This is a genomic window from Massilia arenae (genome assembly GCF_008014745.1).
In the GTDB taxonomy this organism is placed as follows: Bacteria; Pseudomonadota; Gammaproteobacteria; order Burkholderiales; family Burkholderiaceae_D; genus Telluria; species Telluria arenae.
Window position 1 is genome coordinate 24,619 of record NZ_VPFD01000001.1, and the last position, 21,589, is coordinate 46,207.

Below are 21,589 nucleotides of genomic sequence, written 5' to 3' on the forward strand. Positions count from 1 at the left end.
GGGTCGTCGGCCGCGGTTCAGGCGTGTTCGGTCAGCTCGCGCAGGATGGCGCACTGGCCGGCGGGCCGCGTCGAATCGCAGCGCGCACGCAGGGTCGACAGCTCGGTGCGCAGCGCCTTCAGTTCGAGGATCTGGCGGTCGATCTCGGACAGCTGGTGGTCGACCAGCGCGTTGACGCCGCTGCAGGAACGCTCCGGCTGGTCCTGGTAGCCGAGCAGGGTTTCCACTTCGCCCAGCGACATGCCCAGCGACCGGCAGCGGCGGATAAAATGCAGCCGCTCGGCGTGGCTGGCATCGTACATCCGGTAATTCGCCTGCGACCTGACCGGTGGCGGCAGCAATCCCTTCTGCTCGTAGAAACGGACCGTCTCGGACTGGCAGCCCGTCAGTTTCGCCAGTTCACCAATGCGCATCAGCATGCAAATCCTCGCTTGACCTTGTAGTAACTACAGGGATTCTAATGCAGATATCGTCATTGGAGGTCAACCATGTCTGCCTGTTGTTCCGGATCCTGCAGTTCCACACCACCGCCCGACGGGCGCTACCGCAAGGTGCTGTGGGCGGCGCTCATCATCAATTTCGCCATGTTCGGCGTCGAGCTGGCCAGCAGCCTGGCCGCCGGCTCGGTGTCGCTGCTGGCCGACTCGGTCGACTTTCTCGGCGACGCCGCCAATTACGGGGTGTCGCTGTTCGTGCTGGGCATGGCCGTGGTGTGGCGCTCGCGCGCGGCCTATGCCAAGGGCGTCGTGATGGGCGTGTTCGGCGTGCTGGTGCTGGCGCGGGCGCTGTGGCTCGGCCTGGACGGCCATCTGCCGCATGCCGGGACCATGGGCGCCGTCAGCCTGCTGGCGCTGGCCGCCAATGGCGCGGTGGCGGCCATGCTGTACGCGTTTCGCAACGGCGACGCCAATATGCGCTCGGTATGGCTGTGCACCCGCAACGACATGATCGGCAACCTGGCCGTGATGCTGGCGGCGCTCGGCGTGTTCGGCACCCGCGCCGGATGGCCGGACATCGTGGTGGCGAGCATCATGGCTTGTCTCGGCCTGTCTGCCGCGCGCGAAGTGATACGGCAGGCGCGCGCCGAGCTGCGTGAGCAGGCGTTGGCGGCAAGCGTGCCGGAGTCGGTCCCGGCGCCTGCGTCGGCGCGGTCGCCGATCATCGAGATCCGGCGGAGTTGACTGGAATCGTCACGGTTCTGGCAAATATCGCCGGCCCTCGCTATCCCAAAGGACGCGCACCCGCCTGCGGCCGCACGTCCTCGCGCTCGCCATGTTCGGCGATCAGCAGGGCCGCGCTGTACAGGTCCGGCGCGATGCGCGTGGGCAGGCGGCGCGGTCCCAGTCGCCATTCGGTCTCGCTGCCGTTGTCGATCAACAGGGTGCGGCAGCCGGCGCGGTTGCCGGCCTCGACGTCGTGCAGGATGTCGCCGATCATCCAGGACGCGCGCAGGTCGATGGCATGCTCGTGCGCCGCGCGCAGCAGCATGCCGGGCGAGGGCTTGCGGCAGGCGCAGGCGCAGGCATACTCGCTGACGGTGCCGAGCGGATGATGCGGGCAGTAGTAATAGCCTGCGAGGACAAGCTGTTCGCGAAACAGCAGGTCGCCCAGGCGGTCGGACACCGGGCCCATCGCCGCTTCGGTGAAACAGCCGTGCGCGATGCCGGACTGGTTGCAGACCACGAACAAGCGATAGTCGAGCTCGGCCAGCAGCCGCAGCGCCGCGCCGGCTCCGCTCACCAGGTGGATGCGGCGCGGTTCGGCATTGAATGGGATGTCGTTGACCAGCGTGCCCTCCTGGTCGAGGAAGATGGCTTTCATGCGCGCTCGGCCGAAGATCAGGCGAAGCGCACGCGATAGCGCACCGCGCCGGCCAGGCGCCAGAACACGGACAGTGGCGGCAGCAGGACCGAAGTGATCGCCATTTCGGCCACATGCGAGGCGCTGTGCGCCGTGCCCTTCAGCCTGCGCAGGCATAGGCGCACCGTGAGCGCCAGCCAGACCAGGGTGGCGGCCAGGGCCAGCCAGCGCACGCCCAGCGCCCAGCAGGGCAGGGCCAGCAGCAGGGCGGCGACGATGGCGTAATGGTCCCAGCAGGGACGCGCTTCTATACGTTCGCGGTACAGCGTCGGGTGCTTCTTGTACAGCAGTGCGTCGAACACGGCATGGCGGATCTGCAGCAGGCTCGCGCCCCAGGGCGCCGGACGCACCGGGTGCACGGCCAGCGCCTGCGGCGCGCGCACGATGCGGATGTTCTGTTCTAGCAGGCGGAAGTGCAGGTCGGCGTCGCTGCCGCGCTGGACGCTGAAGCGCTCGTCGAAGCCGTCGAGCCGTTCGAGCACCGGCTTGTGGACGAAGCAGTTGGCGCTGGTGAAATCGGCGAGTTCGTGCGCATGCGCGCTGCGCTGGCGGTCGGTGGGACGGGCCGGCACCGGCGTCTCGATGCGGCCGCAGACGACGGCGGCGCCGTCATCGAAGGCGGCCAGGCCCTGGGCCAGCCAGTCGGGGCTGGGCACGGCGTCGTCGCTGGTGAAGGCGATGACGTCGGCGCGCGCCGCGCGCCAGCCGCGGTTGCGCGCGGCGCCGGGGCCGCGCGGCCCGGTGTTGGCGACATAGGCCAGGCGCGGCCCGCGCTCGAGCGTGCGGGTGCGCCAGCCGGCCACCAGGTGCAGCGTGTTGTGGTTGGGTTCGTCGTCCACGACGATGACTTCGACGCTGCGCGGATCGACGCTCTGGCGCATCAGGGCGTCCAGGCTGCGGTCGAGCAGGTCCATGCGGCCGCAGGCCGGCAGCACCACGGAAACCGTGGGGAGGGCAGTGTTGGGGGCGTCGTCCGGTGCAGGCATAGGAGGTCTCCGCTGGTCTCGCGCCACGGCGTGATCGTGGCGATGTCGAGCGGTTCGAGTGCCCAGCGTATGGCCCGGTTCCTCCAGTCCGGTACGGTTTGGAGATGGATCAACGCGGATGCCGGAAAAAACAAGCGGCCCTCGATGGGGCCGCTTGTCATGCGAAAAAAGAGCGGACTCAGCCGCGCGAGAGCCCGGTGTCGTCGTCCATCTTGCGGTCGCCCGCCAGCTTGTTGGCGCCACCCGGGCTGCGCGGATAGCCGCCGGCGGCGTCGTTCGACTGGTGCACCGGATTCGGCTCGGCATGCATGCTGCCGCCCACCTGGTAGCCTTCGCCCTCGGTGCGCGGGCCCGAGTTGCCGGGGCTGCGCGGCAGGCCGCCGGACACGTTGTTCGACTTGTGGACGTCGTCGCTGCCTTTTTTGCGCGGCTCGGCGCCCTGTGCGGCTTCGCGGTCGACCTGTCGCTGGACCCGGCTGGCGCTGGCGCCCTGGGTGTCGGCGCGGTTGTCGTCGGCGCCCTGGCGGTTGCCGTAGATGTCGCCGTGCTGCACGCCCGGCACGCCGGCCTCGGTGCCGACCGGCTCCGGCGGCACAGTGCCCGGCACGCGGCCGTCACGGCCCGGTTCGGCGCCATGCAGCTGCGGATGCGCCGGATCCTGCGGATTGAGCGTGTCGCCGGTCTGGGTCTTGCCCTGGCGGTTGAGGACGTCGCCCCTCACCGAGACGCCGGTATCGCGCTGGCGGTTGCCGACCGGCTGCTCGAGCTTGCCCCAGGCATCGGAATGCATCTGCATCTGGCGCTCGTGACTGTCGGTGACGCCCTGGGTGGTGCCGCTGCCGCCGGACTGCTGGCCCTGCATCGAGCCGCCGCGGGCCAGGCTGCCGCCCGAGTCGTCGATCGCCGAACTGCCCTGCTGGCGGCTGGCTGCATTGGGGTAGGTATGATCCGGCGGGCCATCGCGCGTGATGCCCTTGGAACCTGGCGTGCCTTTTTCATTGGCGCCGTAGTCGGCCTGGTTGCCGGGGAGCGTGTGCTTGTCTTGCTTGTTGGTGTCCATGACGGTCTCCTGTGCTGTAGACAGGCAGGTCGAATTCCTGCCGTATACAGCCATGATGCGGCTCGCGCGCCCCACACAGAATAGGAAGAGGTAGGGGGACGGTGTAGGACTGGTCCTGACGAGTTTGTTGACGACTGGAAGTAATTTTTCGCAGATACATTATTTGTCGCGCGAAGTCCTACAAAGTCATCTGAAATGCTCCTATAGCCGCATTGGAGATGCCTGCCTAAGATGGGCTTCGACTCATCGTTCGCCAGCCGGCGGCGGTCGGTCTCAAGCCTGCCGCAGGACGCGGCGGTTTCCACAAGTGTATAAGGGAGAACGTCATCATGGCCTCAAGCAACCAGGGTAACAAGCAATCGGGCAACCAAGGCAATAGCCAGAGCACCGCCAGCGGTACCCGCAATCGCGGCTTCGCCTCGATGGATCCAGCGCGCCAGCGCGAAATCGCCAGCCAGGGCGGCAAGGCTGCGCACGCCAAGGGCACCGCCCACGAATTCACGTCGGAAGAAGCACGCCGCGCCGGTAGCTTGAGCCACGGAAACCGCCAGTCGGCCAATGCCAGCGCCGGCACGGCATCGCGCACCTCGAGCAAGAGCGGCAACCGCCAGAGCGCCCAGGGCGGCAACCGCAGCGGCGGCGCGAAAGAGTAAGAAAGAGTAATCAACCGACCGGCCGATGCCGGCGGCAGGCGAGGAACGGGGAGCCACGAGCTTCCCGTTTTGCTTTGGTTTTGCCTTTAATACACACAAAACGCGAATGGGATGCGGTAGAATCGCTGCGCCTTTTTCAACCTTCCCCCAAGGATCAACGTCGTGAAACCAGCGGTCATTCGTCAAGTCAAGAGCCTGTCCATGTCCTGCGACCGGGTCGGCAACCTGTTGCTCACCAAGTTCTCCAGCCAGGGCGCGAGCGACCTGTGCATCCACATCCCGGCCTCGATCGTGTTCTGGCTGCTCAAGCACTTGCCGGTCAACCGCGATCCGCAACTGAAGGCGCCGCCTGCCGGTCCCGGGATTACCCAGGCCGATTGGGACAGTCCCTACATTCCGCGCGCGCAATACGTGAACTGCAAGGAACTGCCAGGCGCGATCCGCATGCACTTCGTGCTCGATCGCAAGCCCGAGCTGACCGTCGTCCTCGACCGCGGCAACGTCGAACTGATGCGCCAGATCATGGCCATGTACACCAAGGACCTGATCGACCTCGACGCGCAGTAAACACGCGCTCCCACCCCGGCCCGGCATCAGCGGTCGGCGTGGCCGATCCGGTATCATGGCCGGGCCACGTCGGGCAGGCGCCCGACGCTTCCGATATTTGCACACCGTCCACTGCGACGGGCCATGAAAGGATCCCACGATGCCCATCAAGATCAGCACGATGTTCGACTCCGGCTCGATCGACGTCGTCCGCGCCGACAACGTCAAACAGATCGACCTGAACCTGCGCAAGGATTCGCACGCCGACATCCACCAGTGGTTCCACTTCCGTCTGCAAGGCGCGCGTGGCCAGGCGGTCACGATGCGCTTCCTGAACGCCGGCCAGGCCACCTATCCGAAGGGCTTCGAGGGCTACCAGGCGGTGGCGAGCTACGATACCGAGAACTGGTTCCGCGTGCCCACCAGCTTCGACGGCCAGGTGATGACGATCGAGCACACCCCGGAGCTGGACAGCGTCTATTACGCCTATTTCGAGCCCTACACCTGGGAACGCCACCTGCGCCTGCTGGGTGAAGTGGCCGAGAACCCGATCGCGCGCGTGCACGACATCGGCAGCACGGTCGACGGCCGCGACATGAACCTGGTGGTGATCGGCAATCCGCAGGCTGAGAAAAAAATCTGGGTCATCGCGCGCCAGCACCCGGGCGAATCGATGGCCGAGTGGTTCGTCGAAGGCATGATGGATGCGCTGCTCGACAACGCCAACCCGGTCGCGCGCAAGCTGCTGCAGCGCGCCGTGTTCTACATCGTGCCGAACATGAACCCGGACGGCTCGGTGCGCGGCAACCTGCGCACCAATGCCGCCGGCGCCAACCTGAATCGCGAGTGGATGAACCCGTCGATCGAGCGTAGCCCTGAAGTGCTGTGCGTCAAGAGCAAGATCGAAGAAGTCGGCATCGACATGTTCTTCGACATCCACGGCGACGAGGCGCTGCCCTACAACTTCGTGGCCGGCTGCGAGATGCTCGAAGACTTCACCGCCGAGCGCGCGCTGGAGCAGAGCAGCTTCATCGACCGCTATATCTCGTGCAGCCCGGACTTCCAGAAGGAATACGGCTACGCCGCCAGCAAGTACAACGACGAGCTCTTGACCCTGGCCTCGAAGTACGTCGGCCACCACTACAAATGCCTGTCGCTGACGCTCGAGATGCCGTTCAAGGACAATGCCAACCTGCCCGACCCGCACGTCGGCTGGAACGGTGCGCGCAGCGCCGGCCTGGGCGCGGCGATGCTGCAGCCGATCCTGCAGGCGCTGGGCTGATCGCATGGGCATTGAAATCGAACGCAAGTTCCTGATGGCGAACGATGCCTGGCGCACGCTGGGCACGCCCGTCCTGGTGCGCCAGGGTTACCTGAGCTCGGACCCGTTGCGCACCGTGCGGGCGCGCATCTACGGCGACCAGGGTTTTCTTACCATCAAGAGCAAGAGCGAAGGCGCCGCGCGCGGGGAGTGGGAGTATCCGATTCCCTTGAATGATGCCGCCGAACTGCTCGACCGCCTGTGCGAGCGGCCGCTGGTGGAAAAATATCGGCGCCGCATCGAGCACGCGGGCTTCACCTGGGAAGTCGACGAATTCCTGGGCGAGAACACGGGCCTGGTGGTGGCCGAGATCGAGCTGCCGGCTGAAGACGCCGTCTTCGACAAGCCGGACTGGATCGGCCAAGAAGTCACCGGCGACAAGCGCTATTACAACTCCAACCTGATCCGTTCTCCGTATTCCACCTGGACCGATACCGACCGATGATTATTGTCTCGCGCCGCAGCCTGCTCGCACTCTCCCTCACCACCGCACTGGGCCTGGCGCTGCCGGCCACCGGCGCGTTAGCCGCCGACAATGCAGCTTATTTCCCTCCTGCCGGCGATTGGACCCGCAAGGACCCGGCCCAGCTGGGCATGGACCCGGCGGCCCTGGCTGCGGCCGTCAAGTTCGCGGAGTCGCGCGAGACCGAGCGTCCGCTCGACCTGTCCGACCAGGAAGCCGTGTTCGGCACCCGCCTGGGCTCGATGCCGACCAAGCGCGCCCATACCAACGGCGTCGTGATCTACAAGGGCTATGTGGTGGCCGAGTTCGGCGACACGCGCTTCGTCGATCCGACTTATTCGGTGGCCAAGAGCATGCTGGCGACGGTTGCCGGCGTGGCGGTGCGCGACGGCCGCATTCAGGTCAATGATCCGGTGGTCAAAACGGTCAGCGACGGTGGTTATGCTGCGCCACACAATGCGCCCGTCACCTGGAAGCAGCACCTTCAGCAGGAATCCGAGTGGGAAGGCGAGCTGTGGGGCAAGCACAGCAATTTCATCGGCAAGGAAGCGTTCGGCAAGGGTGAGAAAAAGCCGCGCGCGATCAAGGCGCCGGGCAGCTTCTACGAGTACAACGACACCCGCGTCAACCGTTTCGCGCTGTCGCTGCTGCGCGTGTTCGGCCAGTCGGTGCCGGACGTATTCCAGCAGCAGGTCATGGATCCGATCGGCGCCTCGTCGACCTGGAAATGGGTTCCTTACCATAACAGCTATGTCGAAGTGAACGGCAAGCAGGTGCCATCGGTCAGCGGCGGCACGCGGTGGGGCGGCGGCATGTGGATCGACAGCTGGGACATGGCGCGCTTCGGCTACCTGTGGCTGAACGAGGGCAACTGGGGCGGCAAGCAGATCCTGCCGGCGTCCTACGTGAAGGAAGCGCTCACCCCGAGCGCCCACGGTCCGGATTATGGCTATCTGTGGTGGCTCAACACCAAGGGCAAGAACCTGCCGGGCATGCCGGCCACCGCCTTCGCGGCGCTGGGGGCGGGCAGCAATGACATCGTCGTTTCGCCGGAGCATGACCTGGTGATCGTCTGGCGCTGGCATGCCGGCAACGCGGCCGAGTTCGCCACACGCGTGATCGCCGCAATCCGTAAATAACACATTTAATAACCGCAGCGCGGGCCGCTCCAATTGTGCGGGGCAAAAGGGGATTTGAATGATATATTTTTATCATTAATTCTTCCCGCGATGCGGTGTTGTGTGTCCACGATTGACCCGACAATTTATTCTTGAAGTAACCCCGGTCGGGTCAAGGTCAGGCATACGCTCCGGCATTGCCAACACCACCAGGACACACAAGAATGAACAAGAATATCGCCATCGTCGGCGCTGGATTCTCCGGGGCCGTGATCGCAAACCAGCTGGCGCAGGCCGGCTATACCGTCGACGTGTTCGAATCGCGTCCCCACATCGCCGGCAACTGCTACTCGGAACGCGATGCCGAGACCGGCGTCATGGTCCACGTCTACGGCCCGCACATCTTCCACACCGATAACGAGCGCGCCTGGGAATTCGTCAACCGCTATGCCGAGTTCAAGCCTTACGTCAATCGCGTCAAGGCCATCACCGGCGGCAAGGTGTTCACCCTGCCGATCAACCTGTTGACCATCAACCAGTTCTTCAACAAGACCATGGGCCCGGCCGAGGCGCAGGAATTCCTGCAGAGCCTGGGCGACAAGTCGATCGAGAACCCGACCACTTTCGAAGAGCAGGCGCTGCGCTTCGTCGGTCGCGAACTGTACGAAGCCTTCTTCAAGACCTATACGATCAAGCAATGGGGCCTGCACCCGAGCGAACTGCCGGCCAGCATCCTCAAGCGCCTGCCGGTGCGTTTCAATTACGACGACAATTACTTCAATCACAAATACCAGGGCATGCCGGCCGATGGTTATACGGCGCTGGTCCAGAACATCATCGATGTGCCGGGCGTGACCGTGCACCTGAGCACGGCCTTCGATCCGGCCGATAAAGGCAATTACGCCCACGTGTTCTACAGCGGCCCGATCGACGCCTGGTTCAAGCACGAGGAGGGCCGCCTGCCTTACCGCACGCTGGACTTTGAAACCTTCCGCGCCGACGGCGACTACCAGGGCAATGCCGTCATCAACTACTGCGACGACGACAAGAAATACACCCGCATCACCGAGCACAAGCACTTCTCGCCGTGGGAAAAGCACGAGAAGACCATCTGCTACGCCGAGTACAGCCGCCAGTGCGAAGAAAAGGACGTCCCGTACTATCCGATCCGCCAGACGCGCGAGAAGGCGCAGCTGGAGCGGTACGTCAACAAGGCGAAAAACGAAGAAAACGTTACCTTCGTCGGCCGCCTGGGCACTTACCGCTACCTGGACATGGACGTCACCATCCACGAAGCGCTGCTCACTGCCGACAAATTCCTCGACAGCGCAAAGACCGGCGAGCGCATGCCGGCCTTCACCATCGATCCGATGGCGTAACAGCTCAGGCCGCGCTCAGGCCGCAAAGCCGCCGTCGATCAACAGGTCGGCGCCGGTGACGTAGGCGGCTTCCGGTCCGGCCAGGTAGGCGACCATGGCCGCGATCTCTTCGGGACGGCCATGGCGCTTGATCGCCATATAATCATGCAGGCCGGCGCCGAATTCGGTCTTTTCCGGATTCATGTCGGTGTCGACCGGGCCGGGCAGCACATTATTGATCGTGATGCCGCGCGGCCCCAGTTCGCGCGCCAGTCCCTGGGTCAGGCCGCTCAGGGCCGACTTGCTCATCGCATACACCGACCCGCCCACCATCGGCATGCGCAGCGCATTGGTGCTGCTGATGTTGACGATGCGTCCGCCTTCCTTCATATGCGGCAGCGCCGCCTTCACGCCGGCAAAGACGGCGCGCACGTTGATGTTGACCGTCTTGTCGAAATCCTCCAGCGTAAAGTCGTCGATCGGGCCGAACACGGCGACGCCGGCATTGTTCACCAGGATGTCGATGCGGCCATGTTGTTGCGCGACGCGCGCGATGGCGGCCTCGATCGCCGCCGGATCGGCGGCATCGCTGCGGATCGCCTCGGCGCTGCCGCCTGAAGCCTTGATCTCCGCCACCAACGTCTCGGCGGCGCCGGCCGATTGCTGGTAGGTCAGCGCCACGTGCGCGCCTTGTTGCGCGAGCCTCTTCGCGATGGCGGCGCCAATGCCGCGCGAACCGCCGGTGACGACTGCAACCTTGCCTTCGAATGCCTTGTTCATGATGGACTCCCTGTGAATGATTGGTCGAGTCGGCAGTATGCTGCCGACCAGGAGTTGAAACTAGCCAGCTAGAGGTCGTATGACTTTCAACTCCAGGTATAAAATCCCCGGATCGCTACCATCCAGACACCGTCATGCCTGAATCGATCAGCCATCTCGTCTCCTTCATCTACAGCGCCGAGGAGCGCGGGTTTTCGCCCGCCGCGCGCCGCCTGGGCCTGAGCCCGGCCGCGGTCAGCAAGAACGTCGCCCGCCTCGAGCAGCACCTGGGCGTGCGCCTGTTCCAGCGCACCACGCGCCAACTGCGCCTCACGGCCGAGGGCGAACGCTATCTGCATGAAGTGGCCGAGCCCTGGCGGCGGATCGAAGAGGCGACCCTGGCTACGCGCCAGGGCGCCGGCCAGCCGGGCGGCACCCTGAAGATCAGCATGGCGCCGCTGGTCGGAAGGACGTATTTCGTGCCGATGCTGGAAGATTTTCTCAAGCGCTACCCGGCCATCGTTCCCGACCTGCATTTCGAGAACCGCCAGGTCGACCTGGTCAAGGAAGGTTTCGACGTGGCGATCGGCGGTGGCGTCGAGTTGAACGAGGGGATGGTGGCGCGCGAACTGACGACCGTGCGCAGCATCGTCGTGGCCAGCCCGGCCTACCTCGAGCGGCGCGGCTGGCCGCTCGGTCCGGACGACCTGGCAAGGCACGACGGCATCGCGCGCCGCGCCGTGGGTAGCGGCCGCTTGCTGAGCTGGACCCTGCGCCATGGCGACGGACGGCAGGCGCCAGTCGACCTGCGCACGGCGCTGGTGTGCGACGATCCCGAAGCGATGGCGCAGGCGGCGCTGGCCGGTATCGGGATCGCGGTGCTGCCGTTGCCACACGCGCAAGCATTCCTGCGTAGCGGGGCGCTGGTCGACGTTTTGCCGGGCTGGTTCGTGGAGGGGCGTGCGCTCTGCCTGTATTACGCCAGCCGCAGGCTGTTGCCGGCCAAGACGCGCGTCTTCATCGACTTCGTCGTCGCGCGTTTCGAGGAGCAGGGGCTGGCGCGGCAGTTCATGACGCCGGAGGGGCCGGGTGCGTAGTGCCCCGTTATCGAAGTAACGCAGCCCCAGAGCCGTCGTTTAACGCAGCCCCAAAACCGTCGTTCCCGCGAAGGCGGGAACCTAAGTGCGCCAGATCTAGCCAGAAAAAATGTGCTGGTCCGCTACGGGCTTAGGTTCCCGCCTTCGCGGGAACGACGGGGATTTATGCTGATCGGCTTAATGGAAGTGCTCAGTCCCAGCCGGCGCGTCTTCCGGCATCTCGGCATGTACCAGCTCGCCGGTCGGATCGGCGAACAGCGGCGAGCCGCAGTCGTCGCAATACTCGGCCGCGTAGCGCTCGTTGATGCGCTTGATGTGGGCGACGCCGGCGTCGTTGAGGTGGGCCGCGATCTCGTTGATCGGCGACAGCGGCGTGGCGCTGGCCGCCAGCGGACCTTCCATCGGCGTGCCGTCCTCGTCTTCCTGGCCATACAGCGGCCAGACGATGCCATACACCACGTCGGCGCTCTGGCGCATGGTGAACGAGACGCGGTATTCGTCGATCTGGATGTCCGGCGACTCTTCGCCGAAGCCCGCGATCACGGCGCGCAGGTCGGACGCTTCCACGCCCAGCGTATTGGTCAGGTAGTGCACGGCGGCGCGGATCGAGATCGGACGGATCAGCTTGTCGGCTTCACGGCAGGCCACGTAATAGGCTTCTGGCAGCAGCAGCTCGATGCCGCAGCCCGGCAGCAGGCGCGCGATATTCGCGGTGGCCTGGGCGCGCCACTGCTCGAGGCTGCGATTGCGCTCGTCGGCGAAACGCAGATGGTGCTGCGGCTCTTGCCAGCGGAACAGCGGCTCGCCGGCCCGGGCGACGATCGCGATCAAGAGGTAGCGGGTATCGGCCAGGAAGGGCGCGGTCTCGTCCAGGTGCTGGGCCGGCTTGATGGTGCCGCCCTTGTGGGCGGCGGCGGCCAGCTTTTGCGTCAGCGCCGCAGTTTCGGCGTGGGTGCGCGGCAGCTGGTCGAGCGAATACAGGGTGGGCGCGATCGCCATCTTGGTGCCGTCGGCCAGCAGGTGGGCTGAGAAGTGGGCGCCCAGGGTCGACAGCAGGTCGTTCGGGATGGTGCCGGTGGCGATCGAGAAGCGGGTCCAGGCCAGGATCGGCGCCGCGACCAGCAGGGCCTGCCAGGTGACGTCGCCGCCATCGGCCTGCTCGACCATGGTGGCCGATTCGCTGACCGCTTCGACCGTATCCATCAGCACGTCGTACGAGGCCAGGTCGTCCTTGAACAGGGCGTTCAGGGCGGCGTCGATGCTGTCCTGATGATTGGTCTTGAGCAGCTTTTGCAGACACGTGTCGAGTTGGTGTTCCCAAGCACGTTCTTCAGCACGGCTGGCAGCTTGCATGAGGGCTTGCGAGAGGCTGACGAGGCGCTGGCTTTCTGCGGAAAGTTTTGGAGTTGAATCTTTGGAAGGACGACGCATGGCGCTGGTGGGTCTCTTGTCAGTGAATGTTTCGAAAGTCCGAGGGGGGATGATAAACCCATATCCCCGGTATTGTAGTTGATTCGGCTACAGGTCATGAACAATGGGTGTCACGAGGGGAGGACGAAAGCCAGTCGAGAGCCGTGCACGCAAACGCTTGCACAATGCGCGAACAGGGTACATAATGAGAATAATTCTCATTCAAACATGTTTGGGAAGAGCGATTGGAGTGTTCGAGCTGTGTTTCCAGCTTGTGTTGCAGTAGCCGTTGGTGACCGGGAAAGCACTGACGGATGTTTCTCACGGAGTACCACCCCCGCCGGGCAACCGGATTCTGCCCTCCTGACACTGTCAGGAGGGATTTTTTTGTTGGTTCGACAGCAAGAAGAACGACATGATGCTGCATATTCCCGGCGTGCTGACGCCGGACCAGGTGGCCCATATCCGCGCCCGCATGGCCGGCGCGCCGGAATGGCTCGATGGCCGCGAGAGCGTCGGCCCGCAAGGGGCAAAGGTCAAGCGCAACCGCCAGCTGGGCGAGGGCACGCCGCTCGCCGTCGAGCTGGGCCAGATCGTGAGCGCGGCCCTGATGGCGAACCCCATATTCTTTTCCAGTGCGCTGCCGCTGCGGGTGCTGGCGCCATATTTCAATGCATATAGCGGCGGCGAGCATTACGGGCTGCACGTGGACGGCGCCATCCGTGCCCAGCGCGGCGGCGGTGCTCCGGTGCGGGCCGACGTTTCGACCACCGTGTTCCTGAGCGAGCCGGACGAATATGAGGGCGGCGAACTGGAAGTGGTCGACCTGTACGGCACCCACGAGGTCAAGCTGGCGGCGGGCGACGCGATCGTGTACTCGTCGGGCAGCGTGCACCAGGTGCGGCCGGTGACGAGCGGCGAGCGGGTGGCTTCCTTTCTTTGGACCCAGAGCATGGTGCGCGACGATGGCAAGCGCGGAATGCTGTTCGATCTCGATACCCAGATCCAGAAGCTGCGGGCGCAGCATGGGGAGTCGGAAATCACGGTGGGGTTGACGGCGCATTATCACAACCTGCTCCGGATGTGGGCCGAAGTCTGATGTGGTGCGACTGCACCCGCGGCCCTTGAACGTCGTTCCCGCGCAGGCGGGAACCCAAGTGTGCGTGCATACCACTGACGTTTGATACCTGTGGCGCGCGAAGGACTTGGATTCCCGCCTGCGCGGGAATGACGTGCAAGGGGCGGTGGTTGAGAACAGGGCGCGTAACCGATAGCGCCAATGAAAAGGGCTGGAACCCTCGCAGGTTCCAGCCCTTTTGCCATCCATCGAGCCCGCTCGCGCGGGCCTTCCAGATTTAAGCAGCCAGCAACTGACGCAGCACGAACGGCAGAATGCCGCCATGCTTGTAGTAGTCGACTTCGATCGGGGTGTCGATACGCAGCAGCACTTTGACTTCTTGCGATTCGCCGTTTTCGCGGTGGATCACCAGGGTCGCCAGTTGTTGCGGCTTGATCTCGCCTTCCAGGCCCTTCAGGTCGTAGGTTTCCTTGCCGGTGATGCCCAGGGTGTCGACGCTGTCGTTGCCGATGAATTGCAGCGGCAGCACGCCCATGCCGACCAGGTTCGAGCGGTGGATGCGCTCGAACGAACGCACGATCACGGCCTTCACGCCCAGCAGCTGGGTGCCCTTGGCCGCCCAGTCGCGCGACGAGCCGGTGCCATATTCTTCGCCGCCGAAGATCATGGTCGGGGTGCCCGCTTCCACGTACTTCATTGCAGCGTCATAGATCGACATCTGTTCGCCGGTCGGCTGGTGCAGGGTGATGCCGCCTTCGACCGCCGAACCGTCAGCCTTGGCCGGGATCATGCGGTTCTTGATACGCACGTTGGCAAAGGTGCCGCGCATCATGATTTCGTGGTTACCGCGGCGCGAACCGTAGGAGTTGAAGTCCGCTTTCAGGACGTTGTGTTCCTTGAGCCATTTGCCTGCAGGGCCGTCTTCCTTGATCGAACCGGCCGGCGAGATGTGGTCGGTGGTGATCGAGTCGCCGAACACGCCCAGGGCGCGGGCCGCGGTGATGCTGGTGGCGGCCGCTTTCGGGGTCATTTCGAAATCGGCGAAGAACGGTGGTTCGGCGATGTAGGTCGATTCAGGCCAGTTGTAGACTTGACCTTCGGTCGACGACACGCGTTCCCACAGCGCGCCAGGGTTGCCCTTGACGTCGGCGTAGTTCTTCTTGAACACTTCCGAGTTCATCGCGAAGCGCATCAGTTCGCCGATCTCTTGCGAGGTTGGCCAGATGTCGCCCAAGTAGACGTCGACGCCGTTGCTGTCCTTGCCCACTGGCTCGGTCATCAGGTCTTTCGTCATATTGCCGGCGATCGCGTAGGCGACGACCAGCGGTGGCGAAGCCAGGAAGTTCGAACGGATGTTCGGGTGGATACGTGCTTCGAAGTTACGGTTGCCCGACAGCACGGCCGACGCGACGATGTCGTTCTGGGTGATCGTGGCGTTCAGTTCCGGGGTCAGGTCACCGGCGTTGCCGATGCAGGTGGTGCAGCCGTAGGCGGTCACGCCGAAGCCCAGCTTGTCCAGGTAAGGCAAGAGGCCAGCGGCGGTCAGGTACTCGGTGACCACGCGCGATCCAGGGGCCAGCGACGACTTGATGTGCGGCGCCACGGTCAGGCCGCGCTCGACGGCTTTCTTGGCCAGCAGGCCGGCGGCCAGCAGCACGCTCGGGTTCGAGGTGTTGGTGCACGAGGTGATGGCGGCGATCAGGATGTCGCCGTTTTTCACGCGCACGCCGTTGGTGGTCTCGTAGACCTTGTGCAGGTCGTCCGGGTTCTTGTTGAAGCCGTTCTGGGTGGTTGGCTTGCTGAACAGCTCGGTGAAGTTGTTCTTGACGTTGCCCAGCTCGATACGGTCTTGTGGACGCTTCGGGCCAGCCAGCGACGGCGTGACGGTCGACAGGTCCAGCTCGACCACGCGGGTGAAGTCGATCTCGCCTTCTTGCGGGATGCCGAACATGCCCTGGGCCTTGTAGTAGCCTTCGAAGGCAGCCAGTTCTTCTTCAGTACGGCCGGTGCCGCGGAAGTAGTCGACGGTCGCTTCGTCCACTGGGAAGAAGCCCATGGTCGCGCCGTATTCAGGCGCCATATTGCCGATGGTCGCGCGGTCGGTGGTCGACAGCGAACGGGTGCCTTCGCCGAAGAACTCGACGAACTTGCCGACGACTTTCTCTTTGCGCAGCAGTTCGGTGATGGTCAGCACCAGGTCGGTCGCGGTGCAGCCTTCGCGCAGCTTGCCCTTCAGGTTGACGCCGATGACGTCCGGGGTCAGGAAGTAGACCGGCTGGCCCAGCATGCCGGCTTCGGCTTCGATGCCGCCCACGCCCCAGCCGACGACGCCGACGCCGTTGATCATGGTGGTGTGCGAGTCGGTGCCGACCAGGGTGTCAGGGTAGTACACGTCGCCCTGTTTCATGACGCCGCGCGCCAGGTATTCCAGGTTGACCTGGTGGACGATGCCGAAGCCCGGAGGGACGACGCCGAAGGTGTCGAAGGCCTGCATGCCCCACTTCATGAACTGGTAGCGCTCGTTGTTGCGCGAGAATTCCAGCTTCATGTTCAGGTCGAGCGCGCCCGGCTCGCGGAAGTGGTCGATGGTGACCGAGTGGTCGACCACCAGGTCGACCGGCACCAGCGGCTCGATCTTCTTGGCGTCGAGGCCCATCTTGGCGGCGACGTTGCGCATCGCGGCCAGGTCGGCCAGCAGCGGCACGCCGGTGAAGTCTTGCAGCACGACGCGGGCCACGACGAACGGGATCTCGTCGGTACGCTCTGCGGTCGCGCCCCAGTTGGCGACTTGCTTGACGTGTTCTTCGGTGACCTTCTTGCCGTCGCAGTTACGCAGCACGGACTCGAGGACGATACGGATCGACACCGGCAGGCGCGACAGGTTCACACCGAGGTTTTCCGCCAGCGCCGGCAGCGAATGGAACTGGCCGCTCTGGCCTGCGCCGATCGGGAATTCCTTCAGTGTGTTCAGAGTGTTGCGAGACATAATCTCTCCTTCAGTGGGAATATTGTTATTTCAACAGCAGCGTTCACGGAAATAACGGGCCAGATATAACTTCGGGCGACAGAACGGCGCGCACTTCCGGGAAAGTCCGCGCCGCACCTTCAAGTCTTGCTCGCCTCCGGTTCCGCGGTCGCCACGATCGCGGACTGTTCGGCGTTCTTGCATTCATTGGCCAACTGGCGGTTGAGCTTCGAGTCGAGCAGGATGCCCTTGGACGGGATACCGATCCAGATCAGGCCATAGTGCGGATTCTCGAAGCGCAGCGCGCCGGTGGTGGTGCCGATGCGGGCCAGGCGATGCAGGCGCTGTTTCCAGCGCAGCGCGATATGGCTGTCATCGGTATCGTTGGTATAGATCGTGATCTTGTTGCCGAGTTCGCAAGCGTATTCGGTCACCTTGGTGTCGGTGATGTCCGGCTCGTTGATTTCGAGCGGGTTCGCCGCGACCGCTGCAGCAGCGGCGGCGGCTGCAGCCGCAGCCGCTGCCGCCTGCGCTTTCTTCGAAGGCTTCTTCTTGGCTTGCGCCTTCAGGACCGCTTCCGCTTTCGGATGTTTTTCCTTGGCGACTGAAGCGCTTGCCGGCGCACACACGACGGCAGCCGCGAGCGCGACGGCGCAGGCGGCGATCATTTTCGGGAGGAGGGTGGCCATGGTCGGTTTATTCGCTGTCGGGGAGGTTGACGATTGCGGCAGCGGCATCCGGCAGCGCGAGGCCCGCCAGTTTGGCACGCTGCAACACCGACCAATAATATCGGTAGCTCGCACGGTCGTGCAAGCGGCCATGTTGGGCAATCGGTCCCCAGTCCGCCGCCATGGCCTCGGTCAAGATATTCGTCGCTTCATTGACCTCTGAAAGGCGCGGCGTGAACGCCTTCAGGATCGGCTTGATCTGGTCCGGATGGATGCTCCACATCCGGGTAAACCCGAATTCGGCGCCGGCGCGCTGGGCGTCGTTGGCGACCGTCGGGCTGTCCTTGATATCGGTCGTGACATTGTGCGACGCCACCTTGCCGTGGGCGTGGCAGGCCGCCACCATCTCGAGCTTGGCGCGCACCACCAGCGGGTGGGTGAACTGGCCCGGGGTGCGCATCGCGCTCGCGGGGATCGCCCCATAGTGGCTCGACACGAAATCCATGATGCCGAACGACAGGCACTCGACCTGGGGCAGGGCGGCGATGTCGTAGGCTTCGCGCAGCGCGCCATGGGTCTCGACCAGTACGTGCACCGGCAGGTCAGGCCGACCGGCGGCCTGGGCATGCTGGTTGATCAGGTCGATCGCGCGCGTGACTTGCATGGCGCTTTCCACCTTGGGCAGCACGATATAGGCCAGGCGCTTGGCTGCGCCGCCGACGATGAATTCGACGTCTTTCGCAAAATGGGGGCTGGCCGGCTCGTGCAGGCGCGCACCGATGCGGTTGAAATGGTTGTCGTCGCTGTTGACGAGTTGCGCCACCAGGATGGCGTGCTCCAGTTCGCTGCCGGCGGTGGCGCCGTCTTCGCAGTCGAAGGTGATGTCGAACAGGGGGCCAAGCTCTTGTTGCAGGGCCATCGATTTGCGCATCAGCTTCTCGGAACCGGCGTAGTGGTCGCAGGCGGGGAGAAGGAGTGGCTGGCATTTGCCCTGGAATAAAACCTCGGAAGGGTGCATATCTCTCACAACATAAAACGGCCGTGCCAAATAAATGGCACGGCGCGGTTGGCGCACGGCAAATGCCGCGCGCCAGATTCAAAACTTAGCCCAGCAGGTGAGCGACGCCGGCTTTCTCTTCTTCCAGCTCTTTCAGGGTCAGGTTGATGCGCTCTTGCGAGAAGGCATCGATGTCCAGGCCCTGGACGATGGTGTATTCGCCATTCTCGGTGGTAACCGGGAAGCCGAACATGGTGCCTTCTGGGATACCGTAGGAACCATCCGAAGGGATACCCATGGTGGTCCACTTGCCGTTGGTGCCCAGCACCCAGTCACGCACGTGGTCGATCGCTGCGTTGGCGGCCGACGCGGCCGACGACAGGCCGCGCGCTTCGATGATCGCTGCACCGCGCTTGCCGACGGTCGGCAGGAAGGTGTTGGCGTTCCATTCCTGGTCGTTGATCAGGTCCTTGACGGCTTCGGTGCCAGCGGTGGCGAAGCGGTAGTCGGCGTACATGGTCGGCGAGTGGTTGCCCCACACGACCATCTTTTCGATGTCCTTGACGGCCTTGCCGGTCTTGGCGGCCACTTGCGACAGTGCGCGGTTGTGGTCCAGGCGCAGCATGGCGGTGAAGTTCTTGGCCGGCAGGTTCGGGGCCGATTTCATCGCGATGTAGGCGTTGGTGTTGGCCGGGTTGCCGACCACCAGCACCTTGACGTTGCGCGAAGCGACGGCGTCCAGCGCTTTACCTTGCACGGTGAAGATCTGGGCGTTGGCTTCCAGCAGGTCCTTGCGCTCCATGCCAGGGCCGCGTGGGCGGGCGCCGACCAGCAGGGCGACGTCGATGTCCTTGAAGGCGGTCATCGGGTCCGAGTGGGCGGTCATGCCTTCGAGCAGTGGGAATGCGCAGTCGTCGATTTCCATCATGACGCCCTTGAGCGCCTTCTGTGCCTTCTCGTTGTCGATCTCGAGCAGCTGAAGGATGACCGGCTGGTCCTTGCCCAGCATGTCGCCGTTGGCGATGCGGAACAGCAGGGAATAGCCGATCTGGCCGGCCGCGCCGGTGACGGCGACGCGCATTGGGGTTTTAGCCATGATGAATCTCCAAAGTGGGAATGAAAACGGTTTGCGCCGAAGGTCGACGCCGAGCATACGCCTGTTTGGTTACAAATTGCCTTCACTGCGGTTTGATGAAGCTGCAATGATACCAAAAGCGCTCTTCAAGCCTTCAAGGTCGAAAGACGGGTGTCGCGCGCGTACAATGATGTCAAGAGTGGCGCCGACTCCCGGTCGGCCATGAGTGTATTCCTCTGCCGTTTGGTCTGTCAATTCAATATCATATGTCTTATATAAGACACATATCTAAAGACCTCTAATACTGGACGGTCATGCACTTTTGTGGTGAAATCGCGGTCTATGAATTCCGCCCCATCCAATCCGGCCCTTGATCCTGTCAGCAGTGGCTCGCCGTCGTTCCGGCCCCTGTACCAGCAGATCAAGGCGCTGATCACCCAGAGCCTGCAGGCCGGTGAGTGGAAACCTGGAGAACTCATGCCGAGCGAAGTCGAGCTGGCGGCCCGTTTCAAGGTCAGCCAGGGCACCGTGCGCAAGGCGATCGACGAACTGGCTGCCGAAAACCTCGTGCTGCGGCGCCAGGGCAAGGGCACCTTCGTTGCCAGCCACGCCGAAGAACGCGCCCATTTCCGCTTCCTGCGACTGATGCCGGATGAAGGGCTCCCCCATCATCCGGAGAACCGCTTCCTTGAGGTCAAGCGCATCCGTGCGCCGGCCGAGGTCGCGCGCCTGCTCGATCTCAAATCGGGCGACGCCGTGGTCTACATCAAGCGCGTGCAATCGTTCGACGGCCAGCCGACCATCCTGGAAGAGCTGTGGCTGCCGGGTCAGCTGTTCAAGGGCCTGAGCGCGGAGCGGCTGCAGGAATACAAGGGCCCGATGTACGGTCTGTTCGAAACCGAGTTCGGCACGCGCATGATTCGCGCGACCGAGAAGATCCGCGCGGTGTCGGCCGACGCGGCCACGGCCGAGCACCTCAAGGTGGCGCCAGGCACGCCGCTGCTGTTGGGTGAGCGGGTGTCGTTCACCTACGGCGACAAGGCCGTCGAGCTGCGCCGCGAGCTGTACTCGACCGTGAAACATCATTATTTGAACGAATTGTCGTGAGGAGAATAAAGCTGAAAACAGCCGAGTAAATATTCTCTGTTTTCTGTCTTTTCAAATAGTTCGGAAAATAGCCAAAGGGGATAAAACTCCCCTCTGCGGCAATCGCACGAATGCGATTAAAATATATTGGTTTTGGGTACGCGACGGACATGACCCGGTTCGCCGCTCGCTGTCCCGCTGGCTTGGTCCCACTTTCCCGGACCAGGACGTGAAATCGGCAAGAATGCAGGGTTCATACAAAAATTTGTCATAAATGGGAGGTGTACCATCATGTCGGAAGCCGTGAGAGAAGCAAGCAAGAAAGGGCGGCCGGTGTATCGCAACGTCGGAATCGGCGATATCACGACGAAATATCGCATGCCGCCGTCGGCGATCGTGTCGATCCTGCACCGCGTCAGCGGCGCCGGACTGTTCCTGATGCTGCCGTTCCTGCTGTATTTGTTCCAGCAGAGCCTGCTGTCGGAATCGACGTTCGGCTACTTTGCCGGCATCGTGTCGCACCCGCTGGTCAAGATCATCCTGCTGGGCCTGTCGTGGGCTTACCTGCACCACTTCACCGCCGGCATCCGCCACCTGTTCATGGACAATCACTTTGCCCTGGACAAGGACGCTGCCCAGAAGACCGCGCGCTGGGTGCTGATCATCAGCCTGCTGCTGACCGCGCTGGTCGGCCTGAAACTGTTCGGAGTGTTTTAAATCATGGCAACGAAGAATAATATCGGCCCACGCCGCATGGTCGTCGGCGCCCACTACGGCTTCCGCGACTGGCTGGCGCAGCGCGTCACCGCCATCGTCATGGCGATCTACACGGTCGTCCTGCTGGTCTCCTTCCTGACCGGCCAGAATTTCACCTATGAAGGCTGGGCCGGCCTGTTCGCCCAGCAGTGGTTCAAGCTGTTCTCGCTGGTGACCTTCCTGGCGCTGTACTACCACGCCTGGGTCGGCATCCGTGACATCTGGATGGACTACGTCAAGAACGCAGGCCTGCGCCTGCTGCTCCAGCTCGCAACGATCTTCTGGCTGATCGCCTGCGCCGCCTGGACCGTGCAAATTCTGTGGAGTGTGTAA

22 protein-coding genes are annotated in these 21,589 nt (G+C 63.8%); 12 read left to right on the forward strand and 10 right to left on the reverse strand.

Features of this window, described 5'->3' with window-relative positions; translation table 11 throughout:
• Nucleotides 1-17: 17 nt before the first annotated feature.
• On the reverse strand, nucleotides 18-419 hold the full coding sequence (gene cadR, locus FVD38_RS00125) for a Cd(II)/Pb(II)-responsive transcriptional regulator (protein ID WP_229446334.1): 402 nt from the start codon (nucleotides 417-419) through the stop codon (nucleotides 18-20).
• Between the two features lie 69 nt (nucleotides 420-488).
• Between cadR and FVD38_RS00130 the strand changes: the two genes are divergently transcribed.
• On the forward strand, nucleotides 489-1,181 hold the full coding sequence (locus tag FVD38_RS00130) for a cation efflux transmembrane domain-containing protein (RefSeq protein WP_147932987.1): 693 nt from the start codon (nucleotides 489-491) through the stop codon (nucleotides 1,179-1,181).
• 40 nt (nucleotides 1,182-1,221) lie between these two features.
• Here FVD38_RS00130 and FVD38_RS00135 read toward each other — a convergent pair whose 3' ends face one another.
• The 3 genes from FVD38_RS00135 to FVD38_RS00145 all read right to left on the reverse strand — a co-directional run bounded on the left by FVD38_RS00135 (nucleotide 1,222) and on the right by FVD38_RS00145 (nucleotide 3,906).
• Nucleotides 1,222-1,821, reverse strand: a complete 600-nt coding sequence (locus tag FVD38_RS00135; RefSeq protein ID WP_147932988.1) for a D-glycero-alpha-D-manno-heptose-1,7-bisphosphate 7-phosphatase — start codon at nucleotides 1,819-1,821, stop codon at nucleotides 1,222-1,224.
• A gap of 17 nt (nucleotides 1,822-1,838) precedes the next feature.
• Nucleotides 1,839-2,846, reverse strand: coding sequence for a glycosyltransferase family 2 protein (locus tag FVD38_RS00140; protein ID WP_147932989.1), 1,008 nt, complete (start codon nucleotides 2,844-2,846; stop codon nucleotides 1,839-1,841).
• Nucleotides 2,847-3,024: 178 nt separating this feature from the next.
• Nucleotides 3,025-3,906: a hypothetical protein gene (locus tag FVD38_RS00145; protein ID WP_147932990.1), complete on the reverse strand. Its 882-nt coding sequence runs from the start codon at nucleotides 3,904-3,906 to the stop codon at nucleotides 3,025-3,027.
• Nucleotides 3,907-4,235: 329 nt separating this feature from the next.
• Here FVD38_RS00145 and FVD38_RS00150 point away from each other — a divergent pair, with 329 nt between their 5' ends.
• The 6 genes from FVD38_RS00150 to glf all read left to right on the forward strand — a co-directional run bounded on the left by FVD38_RS00150 (nucleotide 4,236) and on the right by glf (nucleotide 9,386).
• Nucleotides 4,236-4,559: a KGG domain-containing protein gene (locus tag FVD38_RS00150; RefSeq protein ID WP_147932991.1), complete on the forward strand. Its 324-nt coding sequence runs from the start codon at nucleotides 4,236-4,238 to the stop codon at nucleotides 4,557-4,559.
• A 162-nt stretch (nucleotides 4,560-4,721) separates the two neighbouring features.
• Complete coding sequence (locus FVD38_RS00155) at nucleotides 4,722-5,126, forward strand: hypothetical protein (protein WP_229493314.1); 405 nt, start codon at nucleotides 4,722-4,724, stop codon at nucleotides 5,124-5,126.
• 139 nt (nucleotides 5,127-5,265) lie between these two features.
• Nucleotides 5,266-6,387, forward strand: a complete 1,122-nt coding sequence (locus FVD38_RS00160) for a M14 family metallopeptidase (protein ID WP_147932992.1) — start codon at nucleotides 5,266-5,268, stop codon at nucleotides 6,385-6,387.
• 4 nt (nucleotides 6,388-6,391) lie between these two features.
• Nucleotides 6,392-6,871 carry a CYTH domain-containing protein gene (locus tag FVD38_RS00165; RefSeq protein ID WP_147932993.1) on the forward strand — a complete coding sequence of 160 codons (480 nt, stop codon included), beginning with the start codon at nucleotides 6,392-6,394 and terminating at the stop codon, nucleotides 6,869-6,871.
• Complete coding sequence (locus tag FVD38_RS00170) at nucleotides 6,868-8,028, forward strand: serine hydrolase domain-containing protein (RefSeq protein WP_147932994.1); 1,161 nt, start codon at nucleotides 6,868-6,870, stop codon at nucleotides 8,026-8,028. Before FVD38_RS00165 ends, FVD38_RS00170 begins: the two co-directional genes overlap by 4 nt.
• A 203-nt stretch (nucleotides 8,029-8,231) precedes the next feature.
• Complete coding sequence (gene glf, locus FVD38_RS00175; protein ID WP_147932995.1) at nucleotides 8,232-9,386, forward strand: UDP-galactopyranose mutase; 1,155 nt, start codon at nucleotides 8,232-8,234, stop codon at nucleotides 9,384-9,386.
• Between the two features lie 15 nt (nucleotides 9,387-9,401).
• Here glf and FVD38_RS00180 read toward each other — a convergent pair whose 3' ends face one another.
• Entirely contained in the window at nucleotides 9,402-10,145 is a 744-nt protein-coding gene (locus tag FVD38_RS00180) for an SDR family oxidoreductase (RefSeq protein WP_147932996.1), read from the reverse strand.
• Nucleotides 10,146-10,279: 134 nt separating this feature from the next.
• Between FVD38_RS00180 and FVD38_RS00185 the strand changes: the two genes are divergently transcribed.
• Complete coding sequence (locus tag FVD38_RS00185) at nucleotides 10,280-11,221, forward strand: LysR family transcriptional regulator (protein ID WP_147932997.1); 942 nt, start codon at nucleotides 10,280-10,282, stop codon at nucleotides 11,219-11,221.
• Nucleotides 11,222-11,398: 177 nt separating this feature from the next.
• On the opposite strand, the gene FVD38_RS00190 is transcribed toward FVD38_RS00185, so the two are convergent.
• Nucleotides 11,399-12,652 (reverse strand): DUF2863 family protein, encoded by a 1,254-nt coding sequence (locus tag FVD38_RS00190; RefSeq protein ID WP_147932998.1) that lies wholly within the window; start codon nucleotides 12,650-12,652, stop codon nucleotides 11,399-11,401.
• Between the two features lie 394 nt (nucleotides 12,653-13,046).
• Between FVD38_RS00190 and FVD38_RS00195 the strand changes: the two genes are divergently transcribed.
• A complete protein-coding gene (locus FVD38_RS00195) occupies nucleotides 13,047-13,730 on the forward strand; it encodes a Fe2+-dependent dioxygenase (RefSeq protein WP_147932999.1) in 684 nt (227 codons plus the stop codon).
• A 256-nt stretch (nucleotides 13,731-13,986) separates the two neighbouring features.
• Here the strand turns inward: FVD38_RS00195 and acnA are convergent, their stop codons facing one another.
• The 4 genes from acnA to FVD38_RS00215 form a co-directional block, all read right to left on the reverse strand.
• The gene (gene acnA, locus FVD38_RS00200; RefSeq protein ID WP_147933000.1) at nucleotides 13,987-16,695 is read right to left on the reverse strand and encodes an aconitate hydratase AcnA; all 2,709 of its coding nucleotides are present in this window, start codon (nucleotides 16,693-16,695) and stop codon (nucleotides 13,987-13,989) included.
• A 119-nt stretch (nucleotides 16,696-16,814) separates the two neighbouring features.
• Nucleotides 16,815-17,363, reverse strand: coding sequence for a lysozyme inhibitor (locus tag FVD38_RS00205; RefSeq protein WP_147933001.1), 549 nt, complete (start codon nucleotides 17,361-17,363; stop codon nucleotides 16,815-16,817).
• 7 nt (nucleotides 17,364-17,370) lie between these two features.
• Nucleotides 17,371-18,360: an HpcH/HpaI aldolase/citrate lyase family protein gene (locus FVD38_RS00210; RefSeq protein WP_147933002.1), complete on the reverse strand. Its 990-nt coding sequence runs from the start codon at nucleotides 18,358-18,360 to the stop codon at nucleotides 17,371-17,373.
• Nucleotides 18,361-18,445: 85 nt separating this feature from the next.
• Entirely contained in the window at nucleotides 18,446-19,435 is a 990-nt protein-coding gene (locus FVD38_RS00215; protein ID WP_147933003.1) for a malate dehydrogenase, read from the reverse strand.
• A 321-nt stretch (nucleotides 19,436-19,756) separates the two neighbouring features.
• On the opposite strand from FVD38_RS00215, the gene FVD38_RS00220 reads away from it, so the two are divergent.
• The 3 genes from FVD38_RS00220 to sdhD all read left to right on the forward strand — a co-directional run bounded on the left by FVD38_RS00220 (nucleotide 19,757) and on the right by sdhD (nucleotide 21,589).
• Nucleotides 19,757-20,521 carry a GntR family transcriptional regulator gene (locus tag FVD38_RS00220; RefSeq protein ID WP_123069830.1) on the forward strand — a complete coding sequence of 255 codons (765 nt, stop codon included), beginning with the start codon at nucleotides 19,757-19,759 and terminating at the stop codon, nucleotides 20,519-20,521.
• A 270-nt stretch (nucleotides 20,522-20,791) separates the two neighbouring features.
• The gene (gene sdhC / locus FVD38_RS00225; protein WP_183407442.1) at nucleotides 20,792-21,217 is read left to right on the forward strand and encodes a succinate dehydrogenase, cytochrome b556 subunit; all 426 of its coding nucleotides are present in this window, start codon (nucleotides 20,792-20,794) and stop codon (nucleotides 21,215-21,217) included.
• Between the two features lie 3 nt (nucleotides 21,218-21,220).
• Nucleotides 21,221-21,589 (forward strand): succinate dehydrogenase, hydrophobic membrane anchor protein, encoded by a 369-nt coding sequence (sdhD, locus tag FVD38_RS00230; RefSeq protein ID WP_109346929.1) that lies wholly within the window; start codon nucleotides 21,221-21,223, stop codon nucleotides 21,587-21,589.